This window comes from Nostoc sp. LEGE 12447, from assembly GCF_015206985.1.
Lineage (GTDB): Bacteria > Cyanobacteriota > Cyanobacteriia > Cyanobacteriales > Nostocaceae > Nostoc.
The window spans coordinates 458,145-472,748 of sequence record NZ_JADEXT010000003.1 but is presented as its reverse complement, the minus strand read 5'-3'; the positions used below and the strand labels follow the sequence as shown (position 1 = coordinate 472,748).

Genomic DNA, 14,604 nt, shown 5'->3' with positions numbered 1-14,604 from the left:
GTCTTTCCTGGTGTCTATTGCGCGGTGGAACCACACTGATCCCTTCCCGAACTCAGAGGTGAAACGCTGTTGCGGCAACGATAGTTTAGGGGTCGCCCTACGCAAAAATAGCTCGGTGCCAGGGATAATACTTAACAAACAAAACCCGCTAGCTTATCTAATAGCTATCGGGTTTTAGTTTTACGAGCAAAATAATGTCGTAGCATCAGCAGTGGATGATCGCGATTTTCAAAAAATTGTGGTTTATGGTAAGCTAATCGTCATTCATTTTTCTAGAATGATTCGCTTGTAGTAAGAGCTTCAGCCCTACTTTTATGCAACTTAAATGCCGATTAGCTTATGACAATTTTAGATAAATTGCGATCGCTGACCCTAAATCCAATATGACCCCAAATCCAATAATAGAAAATGAGCGGACTTGAACTATCAGTTAGCCCAGAACTTAAGTTCTGGACTAGATGTAGATCAGTTTAATACTTTAACTGTTACAAAAATGTGGTTAATTCCAAGGTTCTGCCTTCTGCCTCCTTCAATCATTGCTATTTTTGAATTTACGTTGCAATTGTTTTAGCGATTGATACATATCTGGTAGGCGACTATAAACAGCACATACCTTAAGATATAGTTTGTAAGGAATGGCTGGAGTTCCTGAGACAATTTCTCCTGGTGCAACATCACTGTGAATTCCAGTTTGAGCAGATGCGATCGCACCATCTCCTATTTTTACTTGATTAGCGATTCCTGTTTGTCCAGCTAAAATAACGCGATTCCCCAGTTTAACGCCCCCCGCCATACCAGCCTGACCTGCAATAGCACAGCCAGAACCAATTTGGCAGCCATGACCTATTTGTACTAAGTTATCAATTACTGTATTGCGGCCTACCCGTGTTTCTCCGACTGCTGGGCGGTCAATAGCGGTGTTACAGCCAACTACCACCCCATCTTCTAAGACTGTATAGCCAGATTGTTCCATTTTTAACCAACCAGTACGGCTAGGAACAAAACCAAAGCCTTCTGCACCAATGACTGCACCACTGTGAATCACACAATCTGCACCGATGTGGGTGCGTTCGTGAATAGTACAGTTGGCGTGTAAGATGGTGCGATCGCCGATTTTGGTATCTGGATAAATCACCACATTGGGATGAATAATTGCACCGTCGCCAATTTCCACGCCTTGCTGAATCACAGTATGGGGGCCAACGTAAACATCACTACCAACTTTTGCGCTGGAGTGAATTACAGCAGTGGGATGAATTTCTGGAACGGGGCGATATGGTTGGTAAAAAAGTGCGATCGCTTTGGCAAATAACAGTCGCGGATCTGAGGTCGATATCCAGACAATACCGTTCTCTTGTGCAAGCTCCTGTAATTTTTCATCTTGGGGCAAAATTAAAGCTGTAGCATTGGTCTTACTGACAAAAGACCCAAATTTTGGCCCTTCTACGTAGCTGAGAGTACCGTTAGTGGCTTCATCAATGGCTGCTAACCCTATAATTTCTGGGTCATGGTCTGGGTTGCTAGTCAGGCTATGATTGGTGGCTGTTTCACCAAATTGGCTGATAATTTCGCTAAATTTCATTGTTGGGTGTGTTCAAAATTGACCTACAAAGGATGGTAGCTTTATTTTTGCCGCTTTGTACTAGCAAGATAATTAGTAGTTAATATAGAGATTATTTCTCCTCTAGAAACTTCGAAGTTTTGAAATGATTAATCATATATAAGAATTAAGAGAACGCTTGTTTAATAGTGGAATAGTAAAAATAGTAATCTACTACATTATTTTTAATAAGTTCGCCGTAAGGACTTTAGCCTTTGATTTCTAAGCACTAAAGTACTTACTACAAACTCTCTTAAGCTGTCTGGCTATTCGCCATTGCTATCCCTGCCAAATACCCAGTTGTCCAAGCACTTTGGAAGTTAAACCCACCGGTAACACCATCAATATCTAAGATTTCTCCGGCAAAATAAAGGCCAGGAACTAACCTACTTTCCATCGTCTTGAAGTTGACTTCTTTGAGGTTAACGCCGCCACAGGTAACAAATTCTTCTTTAAAGGCTCCTTTGCCGTTGATTAAGTATTGTCCTTGAGTAAGTTCTTGCACCAGTTGATTTAAGGTTTTACTAGATATTTCTGCCCAACGGTCTTGTGTGGTAATGCCTGCACGGGCAATGATATATTGCCAGAGACGATGGGGTAAATCAACGCCGCGATGCAATGCGATCGCTTTCTTTCCCCATTCATCTTTAACTGCTAAAACTTTTTCTCGCACTTGTTCTTGGTGCATAAGGGGCAGCCAATTAATCAATAATTTGGCTTGATAGCGGCTTTCGTGCAAAACTCTCGCACCCCAAGCAGAAAGCTTTAAAACAGCTGGGCCACTCAAACCCCAGTGGGTAATGAGCAATGGCCCAGTTTGTTGTAATTGGGATTTTCCACCCGCAGATAATCTTAATTGGACAGGGTTAACGCTAACTCCAGCCAACTCTCGCAACTTTTGATCGAGAATGTTAAAGGTAAATAACGAGGGCACTGGCGGTTCTATTTGATGACCTAACTCTCGGACAATTTTATAACCGACAATACTACTGCCGGTGGCAAGCAGTAGGCGATCGCATTTAATCGTCTCTCCCGACTTAAGAAGAATATCAAACCCCTCATCTGCTGCACTTCGTTTTACCGAAGTTACGTGTGTACCGACACGGAGTTTTACCCCAGATGTCGCCACCGATTTAATCAGACATTCCACAATGGTTTCTGAAGTATTGGTGACAGGAAACATCCGGCCATCAGCTTCAGTTTTTAGATAGACTCCACTAGCAGCAAACCAAGCTACTGTATCTTGAGGGCCAAAGCGAGTCAAAGCACCCCGCAAAGCTTTTGCACCTCTGGGGTAATTTTGTACTAACTCCTCCGCGTCAAAGCAAGCGTGAGTGACGTTGCAGCGTCCACCACCAGAAATTAGTACCTTTGCCAGTGGTTGACGACTGGCTTCGAGTAAAGTAACCTGGGCATCAGGATTGGCTTTAGCACAAGCGATCGCGCCAAAAAATCCCGCAGCCCCACCCCCAATAACTACGATTCGTAACGGTAGCAAATTCTAAAATTTCTCAATAGCACGTACTTTACTAGGCTAGCTGTTATCTTCACTATTCAACTAGTTCAAATTGATCTTTTGTGGCACCACAAGTCGGGCATACCCAATCATCTGGTATATCTTCAAAAGCTGTTCCCGGCGCTATATCGCTATCTGGATCGCCGAATTCTGGGTCATATTCATAGCCGCAAACGGTACATATATACTTTGCCATGTTTCTTTCCCCTAATAAATTGTTGGCATCGCTTCCCTATTAAATACTTTTGGCAGTAAGTGAAAATGCTCACGCTAAAATTCTTAAACGAGAGGATAAAGGCCTATCGGGTAAGGCGTGTAACCTTGGCGGAAATTTCCCAGATTATGAGAAATTCAGATTACAAACGCCACCAAGTCCTTTGAGCATAACTGATAATCCCGATCGCGATCGCCCCTAGTAGTAGTAGCAAAATTATTCCACCTGGAATAAAAGTAAGAATACCAAAGCCTCTCAGTACCCAAACGGCTACACTAACACCAAGAAGAATACCAAAAATCTGGATTAATCTACGATTTAAAGAAGATTGACTCACTTAATTTTCCTCTCAACTCAACAGAAATTACACTTGATATTGACAAACAGATATGAAGTTATGATGAAGTTACAGTTTCATCATAAATAATACGCAAAAATCGAGAGATCCTATCCAGAGGTTGGGGTAAGGTGCTTGATATTAAATAGTGTTTGTGCCATTCTAGCTGTTAAGAACTTAGTTTTTCATTTATAAATAGTGTTATTATCAAGCCCGCTTAAGTATTAATTGTGTTAATTGTGATCGAAACTACAGGTTTTACAGTAAAGTAACTGAAATAATTACCAAAAACTCACCCTTTCCGGAAAGGATCGGGATTACACTGGAACTAAAATTTAATGGGTTGGATCTAAATCAAGTTTTATAGCTTGTAGTTTCAATTCTATTTAGGTGGATGAGTTGAGGAGTAACTAAAATCATTATGTCTGCGTCTCATATCTCAGACTCAATTATTGCAGGTTCAGATATGGCTTGGAGTCAAGATAAACAAAAGTTGCTGGTACAGGGTGAAATTTTGGTAGAAACGCGATCGCACAAGGCGTGTGGTGGCGCGGTGACAGCCTGGATGTATTTGCCGATGGTGCGATCGCAAGTTTGGCAGCAATTAACTGATTATCCCCGGTGGGTGCAATATTTTCCTGATATCACTAAAAGCGAGATATCACACAAAGGTGAAGTGAAGCGTCTATATCAAGCAGCACAAAAAGCCTTTTTCTTTTTCACGGCTCAAGTGGAAATTTACCTCAACGTTGTAGAAGTGCTGGGGCAACAAATCCAATTTCGCATGGAAAAAGGGACTTTTGAGGATTTTAACGCCAATTTAGAACTCAAAGATTGTGGAAATGGCACGTTGCTTGCTTATACCGTGCAAGCTACACCTCTGATTCCCATTCCATCAATTTTCATTCAACAAGCAATGAACTTTGAATTGCCTGCAAATATGCGGAAAATGCGACAAGTAATTTGTAAACAGTAGGGAATGGGGAATGGGGAATAGTGTAGTTCAATTATTTAAAAAGTGAGTTTAAACAACCTCTCCCCGCCTTGAACTAAAGTTCAAGCTGATCCCTCTCAGACTTGGAGAGGGACAGTTTTACTACGTAAAACGAGGGAGAGGTGTTTTATATTCGACTAATTAGCTGCTAAACACCTCAACGGGTAAGCGACTAAAAGAAAGACGCTCATTTTGCACATCTACAAAGATGGTATCGCCGTTGTTGAATTCACCGCGCAAGATGGCTTTGGCAATTTGAGTTTCTAACTCTCGCTGAATTGCCCGCTTCAGTGGACGCGCCCCATACACTGGGTCATACCCTACTTCTGCTAAAAAGTCAAGTGCAATATCCGAAAGTTTGAGGGATATTTTGCGATCGACCAATCTTTGACGCAATCTTTGTACTTGCAACAGCACAATCTGCCGTAATTCCTTCTTATCTAAACCGTGGAAGATGATGATTTCGTCAATCCGGTTGAGGAATTCTGGACGGAAGCTATTCCGCATCGCTTCCATGACTCGACGGCGCATTTCGTCGTAGTGAGCGTTATCCCCAGCGACATCAAGAATGTATTGCGAACCGATGTTGCTAGTCATGATGATAATAGCGTTCTTGAAGTCCACCTTATGACCTTGGGCATCAGTGACGCGACCATCATCGAGAATTTGCAAGAAGATATTAAAAACATCAGGGTGGGCTTTCTCGATTTCGTCAAAGAGAATCACTGAGTAAGGACGGCGGCGAATCGCTTCTGTTAGTTGTCCGCCTTCTTCGTAACCCACATATCCTGGAGGCGCACCGATTAAACGGGAGACGGCATGTTTCTCCATATATTCCGACATATCGATTCGCACCAGCGCATCTTCGCTATCGAACATATAGCCCGCCAGCGCTTTCGCCAACTCGGTTTTACCCACACCTGTAGGCCCAAGGAAAATAAAGCTAGCGATGGGACGATTGGGATCAGCTAGTCCAGCGCGCGATCGCTGAATTGCATCTGCTACGGCTGTGACTGCTTCTTCTTGTCCAATCACGCGGTGGTGTAGTTCATCTTCTAAATGCAGTAGTTTCTCTTTCTCAGATTCCACCAGCTTGCTGATGGGAATTCCTGTCCATTTAGAAATAATTTCGGCAATATCAGCTTCTGTGACTTCTTCCCGTAATAGTGATTTTCCACTTCTTTGGGCGCTTGCCAATTCAGCTTCTACTGCTTCTAACTGACGATGCAAACTGGTTAAATTACCATATTTCAACTCCGCAGCGCGGTTAAGGTCGTAATCGCGTTCTGCTTGCTGAATCTCTAAATTGACCCGTTCAATCTCTTTTTTAACGGACTGAATTTTGTCAATGATATCTTTTTCAGACTGCCATTGAGTATTGAGGGTTCTTTGTTCTTCTTTGAGATCGGCAATTTCTTTTTCTAGTCTTTCTAGACGTTCACGAGAAGCGGCATCGCTTTCTTTTTGCAGCGATAGCTTCTCCATTTCCAATTGCAGAATCTTGCGATCGATTTCGTCGAGTTCTTCTGGTTTGGAGGTAATCTCCATTTTTAATCTAGCGGCGGCTTCATCTACCAAGTCAATAGCTTTATCAGGGAGGAAGCGATCGCTAATATATCGACTCGACAATACGGCGGCGGCAACTAAAGCACTATCAGAAATCTTCACCCCGTGGTGGTTTTCATAACGTTCTCTCAAGCCGCGCAAAATCGAAATACTATCTTCTACACTGGGTTGATCGACATAAACTTGCTGGAAGCGTCTTTCTAGTGCGGCATCTTTTTCGATATGTTTGCGGTATTCATCTAGAGTTGTCGCCCCAATACAGCGCAATTCGCCCCGCGCCAACATCGGTTTTAACAAGTTACCCGCATCCATCGCGCCTTGGGTTGCACCAGCGCCAACAACGGTGTGAATTTCATCAATAAATAAAACAATATTGCCGCCAGATTCAGTAACTTCTTTTAATACTGCTTTCAGGCGTTCTTCAAATTCACCCCGGAATTTTGCCCCCGCAATCAAAGCACCCATATCTAAAGAAATTAGCTTGCGGTCTTTGAGGGATTGGGGTACATCACCTGCGATAATGCGCTGTGCTAATCCTTCAGCGATCGCAGTTTTACCAACACCCGGTTCACCAATTAGCACAGGATTATTCTTGGTGCGGCGAGACAGAATTTGGACAGTGCGGCGAATCTCATCATCCCGCCCAATCACTGGATCGAGTTGACCTTTACGCGCGGCTTCTGTGAGATCACGCCCGTATTTTTCCAGTGCTTCGTATTTGCCTTCTGGATTTTGGTCGGTCACTTTTTGGCTCCCCCGAACTTGTTTAATAATATCTTTTAGTTTGCCTTCGTCTAAACCGAATTCTTGGAATAAAGCTTTGCCAAAGCGGTCATCTTTAGCGTAAGCCAGCAATAAGTGTTCAATTGAAATATATTCATCTTGAAACTCTTTGCGATACACATCTGCCCGATCTAGAAGTGTATCTAAGCTGCGTCCCAAGTAAACAGAACTGCTAGTACCAGATACTTTTGGCTGACGTTGAAAAAATTGTTCAGTGCGATCACGCAGTTTTTGGAGGTTAACACCCGCTTTTGTGAGAATCCCTGTTGCTAGACCATCTTGTTCTAGCAACGCCTTCATCAAGTGTTCGCTTTCAATTTGCTGTTGTTGATATTGTTTAACAATATCCGGGGTATGGGCGATCGCTTCCCAGGCTTTTTCTGTAAATTGGTTAGGATTAGTAGGTTGCATAGGCTTTTTCAGGAACGTAGAGGCGTAGTGGTGAAGCAGCGCGGTCTTGGGGGTTTCCCCCATGAGCGACTGCTGTTAGCGCAGCGTTAGCGATGTTAGGAGCGTCACCCGGAGGGCTTGTCGCAGGCTACCACCAGAACACCAAGTAAAGAAAATTTCTACTCTCAATAGATATTGTATGAACAGGATAGCGATCGCCTAGATCGGTGTTCACGTCTTGTAAAAGTGGTATTTTCCCCTAGTTTTGATTTTCATGCGTGCGATTCTTTTTCATTGCACAATAACCGGAGTAGCTCATGGAACCCACGGTTTCAATTACCGGTTTGCGGAATGTCAGTAGATGCGCTCTTGTGTGCGATGGCACAAGCGCCCACGTAGGTGATCGCATTAGTCGGGTTTATTCCAATACAGTTCGGATAAGACCAAAACACTTGTAGAGACGGCGATTTATCGCGTCTCAAAAACCCAAAATTTTTGCCATTAGCCCTTAACCCAAGCGTATTGGGGTTTATTCCAGTGAGCGCTTAGAAGTCGGTACAGAGGTTTTTGGAGTCGCCCTCTGGAAGCTGAATCGTGCTTACTTGACGGCACTGAAAGAGAAAGTATTGCGTGTGCTGAGTTGGAAACTAGCAGCTAATGTAACAAGGGAATAATGCAACAATGCTAGAAATCAATGTTCATAGCAGTAATCCGAAAACTTTTGCGGTGCTTTGGTGATGTCTACACCCGTAGAAAAATCTAATTTTGAAAATCAAATTGCGTATTTGCATATTTAATGAAAAATTTACTGAATATTTCTTTAGATAGAGGTTTTTTCAACGTCTACTTACTTAAGGAGGAAAAATAATGAATCAATTCAAATATTCCAAGAAGATTTTTGGCGTTATTGCTGTTTTACTCGTAATTTGTGCAACTTTCTTTCCTAGAATGGCAATTGCAGATTTACTGACTGCGCCTATCAAGTCAGGTTGTACCGTCGTAGGTGATGTAAGAATAATACCAGATCCAAATAACCCCAATCAAATCGATGTTCTACCACCGACTGTGATAGTTAACAATGCCGATGGATGTAGCTTCAGTGCTAACGCGATGAAGTTACCACAAGCTCTGAGGGTTGAAAGAGCTATTATAAAGTTGCCTGCGGGTGTAACTGGGGTTGTTAAAAGCCTTCAGATCAGCAAAGTCGATGATGAAGGCAATAAAACAGTTATTTATGGTTGTTCTAATTTAAAAGTTAAGGATGGTACGGATTTAAATGTATCTTGCGGAGGGCCATCTTACTTACCATCAAACCAGTCCTTGCAATATAATGCAACTATTGCAGACTTTAAGCGAGGGACTAAGTTTGCCATTACGCTGGTAGCATCAGAGTCTAAACAACTAGATTTGTAGTAAATATACGCCTGTTACACCAAAAAACCTATTTGGTGTAACAGGTAAAACTGCTTAGTAAAAAAATGTTTGCTCCTTCCTAGGCGAAACTAAAAAAGACGGGCGTACCCCCTTAATTTTAAACGGAGCCAACTGTATGGCATACACTGCCCGTAATTAGCTCTAATATCCCCGGTTAAACAACTGAAGAATTCCAGTCGTGGCTAGAAAACAGTTTAGTTCTATGTTTTATCAAGAATCGTATACTTGATTTGGTATACGATTCTTTATTAAGTCAACACGATTAAATGACTAGCTCGCTTACTTAATTTTGATACAACTCCTATTTATTTCTGACTAAGACTGTAGTAGTTCGCCAAGTGAACTTGGCGGGGTAAAGGGAAAGGGGGAAGGTGGGGCCCCCACGAAGTGGGGATAAGGGGCAGGGGGAAAGGTTTTAAATCCCTTACCCTTTCCCCTTTCCCCTTTCCCCAGACCTCACAAGCGCATTTTTGGGTTGGCAGACTAGTGGCTTTCCCCGGAACTGCTTATTAAACAAAATTATTCATAACAAAGAGATTTAGAGCAGTCCAAATTATATTTAAAAGATGTGAAATGGTCAAGTAGATATTTCATAAGGTCAATTACACTTAATCGCATTGAAAACAGCTTACCCCCGAAAGCTAAAGCTTACTATTTTTTTCTTAGAATGTATGGGTAACTGTCTTAACAATATCTATAGAGACATGGTGATAAACAAAATTACTCCTTCATAAGCAGGAATCTAAATGCGTAAGTAAGCATGACGTATTAAAGTTCTTCTACCTTCCATCCACCATTTTCCTCCTACCCCACACAGAGTTAACATAATCTCAGGTCGCATAGTGGATGCTGAAAATGATTGACCCCTACGACTTTGAAGATGATGACTTTGATTTGGAGGATGAGGATTTCTTGAAAATAAAACCCATCAGCCAAATGACTGAAGGGGAAAAGTTACAGCGATTTAAGCGGTTCTTCGACAGCAGCAGCCGTGCTATGTTGCAAGACTGTCTATTTCGCATCGTCAATTACGAAGATGGTACAGGCACGTTAGAAATTCTTTGCCCTAATGAAGTTGTAAGACAACGCCTTTCCAAGAAAAAGCGCAAAATTACCAACAACATCAACACTTGCTGGAGCCATATCAGATGGTTTTCCCTATGTGTCCAGCAAGATAGTGAGTTGCATTGCCAAAAGTTTACCCGTAATGGCGATTTGGTGACATCTTAATTGGATATTGGAAATTTGGATAAAGAAAGTGTTTTCCCAATTACAAGTGACAAATGACGAATAACAAATGACTAAAAAACAAAAATTTCCTTACCTAGTTGGTTCTAAATGGACAGCACAGCGAAAAGTTGATGGCTGGCGGCACTTCCAAGTTGTCAATCGTAAAAATCAGGCTAAGTGGGTTTACGCCGAAATGGTTGCTTCTTGCGATCCTAAAGTCCGTTTTTGGATAAATGCTAAATTATTGCAAGATAACTCCCAGTGGCAAGCTGGCTGGCAAACATTACAAGAAATCCAGGAAATTAAAACTGAGGTGTCCTAATTACCTTGAATACATAGACTGAAATAAATTAGGACTTACGCACACTCTACGTTTCTTCTCTTACTCTTAGCCCACGCAGGTGGGCTTTATTTGTGTAGCCACGAATCCCAATACTTTTCGAATAAACCCAACAATCTCTCTTTTGGTCTGGATAAAGCTTACTGGGTTTGGGGTAAAGGTAAATTTAAACCCTTTCCCCTTAACCAAAAAGTATTGCCACGAATCCTATTCGCTCGGCTTAGACTTAGAAAATATTTGCAAAATTAATAATATTTTACAAAATCACACTCACTCACTCTCAAGCAGTAATTACATGGTTGTGACTAGCGACTGAAAACTGGCAATTTATCTGCGATTGCAAATTTCAGCAGTATTTCCAGCATCATGCTGCATATACCTCTGTTTGACCTTGCACCTGTGCCTCAATCCCATGAAAACACGTTGCACCAACATCAGCTAATTCTATGAAAACCATTCAAAAAAGCCAATATCAGCTTTTTGTCTTTTGTAACTCTTTTTATAAAAATAGATAATAAAAACTTTTTATAGATGACTTTTAGAGCTAAATAAGACTTTTTAGTTCATAAAAACTAAAATACCCATGATTAGGTTCTAATTCATCGGATAAAAACGTTTTATAAATTAAGAGCGACTTTCTTTTCTATGTAATTTGCCCAATAATGACATCAACAGACCTCACGCATCGCCATCTCAGGAAAGGTGAAGGCAAATGTTTGAGCCACAAGTTTGACAGAAAGCTATAAGAGGGAAACAACAGTGAAACTAGCAGTCTACGGAAAAGGTGGTATCGGTAAATCCACAACTAGCTGTAACATATCCGTCGCCCTAGCTAAACGTGGCAAGAAAGTGCTGCAAATTGGCTGCGACCCAAAACATGACAGCACCTTCACCCTGACTGGGTTTTTGATTCCCACAATTATCGACACCCTCCAAGAAAAGGATTATCACTACGAAGATGTCTGGCCGGAAGATGTAATTTATAAAGGCTACGGCGGTGTGGATTGCGTAGAAGCTGGTGGCCCGCCTGCTGGTGCTGGATGTGGCGGTTACGTAGTCGGTGAAACCGTAAAATTACTTAAAGAACTCAACGCCTTTGATGAGTACGATGTAATTCTTTTTGACGTTCTGGGTGACGTAGTTTGTGGTGGTTTTGCAGCACCACTCAACTATGCAGATTACTGCCTGATTGTTACAGACAACGGCTTTGATGCGTTATTTGCTGCCAATCGAATTGCAGCTTCAGTCCGCGAAAAAGCCCGAACTCACCCACTGCGTCTAGCTGGGTTGATTGGCAATCGCACCTCCAAGCGTGACTTGATTGAAAAATATATAGAAGCTGTGCCCATGCCAGTTTTGGAAGTTTTACCTTTGATTGAAGATATCCGTGTTTCCCGTGTGAAAGGTAAAACTTTGTTTGAGATGGCAGAGCAAGATCCTTCCCTAGACTACGTTTGCGACTACTATCTCAACATCGCCGACCAAATTCTAGCGCGTCCCGAAGGTGTTGTACCTAACGACACACCAGATCGGGAGTTGTTCTCTTTGTTATCCGATTTTTATCTAAATCCGGGTAAACCCCAGGTTCCTAATTCAGAAGAGGAACTAGACTTGATGATTGTATAAATCACCAAGTTCTCAGGATGGGGGACAATAATATGGCTTTCTTTCACAGCTTTACGGATTCAATAAGACAAAAGTGGTTGCAATTTTTCCAGAATAATCGAGACTGGATTACCCTGCACATGGAAGTGGAATCAGTGTACACCCCTGATGGCGGGAAGCGACCACCTTCTTACCTCATCCTGGGAGTTCTTAACGCCCTAGAGCCAAAGCTAGCGCAGTTAATGTTGCCCTTTGCCAAACTTAATCCTGATGCCGATACCCTGATTGAGGTGCTGGATTTGCATTTTGACCCAGATTTTGCTCTCGGTAATCGCTTTCTCGTCAACCCAGATGTAGAGAAGTACGCAGAAGAAGCAGCAGATGTCATTGACGAAAAGCCTGAAGAAGAAACATTCACACATTCTCATACAAATGGCTTTGCATCGGTGGCGGTAGTTGAAGAGTTCGCAATGGTGGATTCTGATGAGCAAAGTCTGGAAATTAGCGCGTTGGAGGAAACCGAAAATGGCTTTGGCGATATTTCCTTATCCAACGGACACGCTTTAAAAGATGAGTCTCTCCAAACCTCTAATTTAGAAGCAGATGAGTTTGGGGAAATTGCTTTCGATACAGATGCAACAGCTGTAATGGAAGTAAAGCTGGATGATGAAGTGCTTGAAGATATTCCACTAGATGAGAATGCGTTTAAAGACGTGTTATCAGATGTCTGGGGTGATGAAACAGCTTTGCAAAAGGCTGAAGAAAATAACGATTTTTTGGGGGAAGAACTGCCAGCAGGCGTTTTTGATGAATCAGAAATTGCCCGTCTCTTCCCCAACGCTTAATTATTGCCGTTCTTCGCAATTTTAAGGTTTAGATTTGGGGTTTTGGATGAGGAATTAGGGAAATTGTCGTTAGACAGCGGATACTTTTGTTGTCCCAGCCTTCAATCCAAAATTATCAATCCTTCGACTGAGCGTTCGCGTAGCGTCTCGGAGAGAAGCCGAAGTCTAAAATCTGAAATTGGTTGAACTGCCATTAAATATCAAGGGGAGAAAAAACCAAAATGACTGTCGCTCAACAACCAGAAGCTTTAAGCTTTGAATGTGAAACCGGGAATTACCATACCTTTTGCCCAATTAGCTGCGTGGCATGGTTATACCAAAAAATTGAAGATAGCTTCTTTTTGGTGATTGGGACAAAAACTTGTGGCTACTTCCTGCAAAACGCGATGGGGGTGATGATTTTTGCTGAACCCCGCTATGCAATGGCAGAGTTGGAAGAGGGCGATATTTCGGCACAGCTGAGTGATTATGAAGAGTTAAAGCGGTTGTGCTTGCAAATTAAACGCGATCGCAATCCTAGTGTAATTGTCTGGATTGGCACTTGCACTACCGAAATTATCAAAACAGATTTGGAAGGCTTGGCACCGAAGCTGGAATCTGAAATTGGGATTCCCATCGTTGTTGCGCGTGCAAATGGTCTAGATTACGCCTTCACCCAAGGAGAAGACACAGTATTGGCAGCAATGGCTAACCGTTGCCCTGATAAGGCTCCTGTGGCGGAAACAGAGAAGAGTGAACGTAATGCGATCGCTAAGTTGCTCAACTTTGGTAAAAAGAAAGAAGATGTCGCCCAAGATGAATCTGAATACGTAGATCATCCACCCTTAGTTCTCTTTGGCTCCCTTCCCGACCCCGTAGTTACTCAGTTAACCTTGGAACTGAAGAAACAAGGCATCAAAGTTTCTGGCTGGCTACCCGCGAAGCGCTTCACAGAATTGCCAGTATTGGAAGAAGGGTATTATGTTGCTGGTGTCAACCCCTTCCTCAGCCGCACAGCTACCACCTTAATGCGTCGCCGCAAGTGTAAACTCATTGGCGCACCCTTCCCCATTGGCCCCGATGGCACCCGCGCTTGGATTGAGAAAATCTGCTCGGTGTTCGGTATTACTCCCAAAGGATTGGATGAACGGGAAGCACAAATTTGGGCAGGCTTGGAAGATTACGTGAAACTGATTCGCGGTAAATCTGTATTCTTCATGGGTGATAACTTATTGGAAATCTCCCAAGCAAGATTCTTAATTCGTTGTGGGATGACAGTTCACGAAATCGGTATTCCCTACATGGATAAGCGCTATCAAGCTGCTGAGTTGGCATTGTTGGAGAAAACTTGCCAGGAAATGAATTCACCCCTGCCAAGGATTGTGGAGAAGCCAGATAATTACAATCAACTTCAGCGAATTTATGAGTTGAAACCAGATTTGGTAATTACTGGTATGGCTCACGCTAACCCATTGGAAGCACGGGGTATTAATACAAAGTGGTCGGTGGAGTTCACTTTTGCTCAAATTCACGGCTTTACGAATGCGCGTGACATGTTAGAGTTGGTGACTCGTCCGTTGCGTCGGAATAATAATTTGAAAGATTTGGGTTGGGATAAGTTGGTGAGAGAAGAAGCGAAGATTTAGATTTGGCTTTGGATTTAGCAACAGCATAATACTATGTTATGGGCGAACTTTTGGGTTTGCCTTTTTTTTACGAACCGTAGAGGCGCAGAGAACACAGAGGAAGAAAGCCTAAAAATATTACGATT

The 14,604-nt window shown here is 42.5% G+C and carries 13 protein-coding genes and 1 rRNA gene; 9 read left to right on the top strand and 5 right to left on the bottom strand.

The features are described from left to right. The first annotated feature begins 6 nt into the window (after positions 1-6). A 5S ribosomal RNA gene (gene rrf / locus IQ274_RS06775) occupies positions 7-124 on the top strand. 405 nt (positions 125-529) lie between these two features. Here the strand turns inward: rrf and lpxD are convergent. The 4 genes from lpxD to IQ274_RS06755 all read right to left on the bottom strand — a co-directional run bounded on the left by lpxD (position 530) and on the right by IQ274_RS06755 (position 3,667). Beyond that, positions 530-1,582, bottom strand: a complete 1,053-nt coding sequence (gene lpxD, locus IQ274_RS06770; RefSeq protein ID WP_194141761.1) for a UDP-3-O-(3-hydroxymyristoyl)glucosamine N-acyltransferase — start codon at positions 1,580-1,582, stop codon at positions 530-532. Positions 1,583-1,853: 271 nt separating this feature from the next. Further along, on the bottom strand, positions 1,854-3,098 hold the full coding sequence (locus tag IQ274_RS06765) for an NAD(P)/FAD-dependent oxidoreductase (protein ID WP_194141760.1): 1,245 nt from the start codon (positions 3,096-3,098) through the stop codon (positions 1,854-1,856). A 52-nt stretch (positions 3,099-3,150) separates the two neighbouring features. Beyond that, positions 3,151-3,312, bottom strand: coding sequence for a rubredoxin (gene rd, locus IQ274_RS06760; protein ID WP_012410759.1), 162 nt, complete (start codon positions 3,310-3,312; stop codon positions 3,151-3,153). Positions 3,313-3,472: 160 nt separating this feature from the next. Further along, positions 3,473-3,667, bottom strand: coding sequence for a hypothetical protein (locus tag IQ274_RS06755; protein WP_012410758.1), 195 nt, complete (start codon positions 3,665-3,667; stop codon positions 3,473-3,475). 421 nt (positions 3,668-4,088) lie between these two features. On the opposite strand from IQ274_RS06755, the gene IQ274_RS06750 reads away from it, so the two are divergent. Beyond that, positions 4,089-4,643 (top strand): SRPBCC family protein, encoded by a 555-nt coding sequence (locus IQ274_RS06750; RefSeq protein ID WP_163937381.1) that lies wholly within the window; start codon positions 4,089-4,091, stop codon positions 4,641-4,643. Between the two features lie 159 nt (positions 4,644-4,802). Here IQ274_RS06750 and clpB read toward each other — a convergent pair whose 3' ends face one another. After that, complete coding sequence (clpB, locus tag IQ274_RS06745; RefSeq protein ID WP_194141759.1) at positions 4,803-7,421, bottom strand: ATP-dependent chaperone ClpB; 2,619 nt, start codon at positions 7,419-7,421, stop codon at positions 4,803-4,805. Between the two features lie 296 nt (positions 7,422-7,717). Between clpB and IQ274_RS36335 the strand changes: the two genes are divergently transcribed. From IQ274_RS36335 to IQ274_RS06715, 7 genes are all read left to right on the top strand, one after another. After that, the gene (locus tag IQ274_RS36335) at positions 7,718-7,858 is read left to right on the top strand and encodes a hypothetical protein (protein WP_228058059.1); all 141 of its coding nucleotides are present in this window, start codon (positions 7,718-7,720) and stop codon (positions 7,856-7,858) included. Positions 7,859-8,267: 409 nt separating this feature from the next. Continuing rightward, the gene (locus IQ274_RS06740; protein ID WP_194141758.1) at positions 8,268-8,813 is read left to right on the top strand and encodes a hypothetical protein; all 546 of its coding nucleotides are present in this window, start codon (positions 8,268-8,270) and stop codon (positions 8,811-8,813) included. A gap of 876 nt (positions 8,814-9,689) precedes the next feature. Further along, positions 9,690-10,064, top strand: coding sequence for a hypothetical protein (locus IQ274_RS06735; protein ID WP_194141757.1), 375 nt, complete (start codon positions 9,690-9,692; stop codon positions 10,062-10,064). Positions 10,065-10,131: 67 nt separating this feature from the next. Further along, a complete protein-coding gene (locus IQ274_RS06730) occupies positions 10,132-10,386 on the top strand; it encodes a TIGR02450 family Trp-rich protein (protein WP_194141756.1) in 255 nt (84 codons plus the stop codon). A gap of 777 nt (positions 10,387-11,163) precedes the next feature. After that, a complete protein-coding gene (bchL, locus tag IQ274_RS06725) occupies positions 11,164-12,030 on the top strand; it encodes a ferredoxin:protochlorophyllide reductase (ATP-dependent) iron-sulfur ATP-binding protein (protein WP_012410753.1) in 867 nt (288 codons plus the stop codon). Positions 12,031-12,062: 32 nt separating this feature from the next. Next, complete coding sequence (locus IQ274_RS06720) at positions 12,063-12,854, top strand: DUF5331 domain-containing protein (RefSeq protein ID WP_190935552.1); 792 nt, start codon at positions 12,063-12,065, stop codon at positions 12,852-12,854. 221 nt (positions 12,855-13,075) lie between these two features. Beyond that, entirely contained in the window at positions 13,076-14,479 is a 1,404-nt protein-coding gene (locus IQ274_RS06715; RefSeq protein WP_163939065.1) for a ferredoxin:protochlorophyllide reductase (ATP-dependent) subunit N, read from the top strand. The last annotated feature ends 125 nt before the right edge of the window (positions 14,480-14,604 follow it).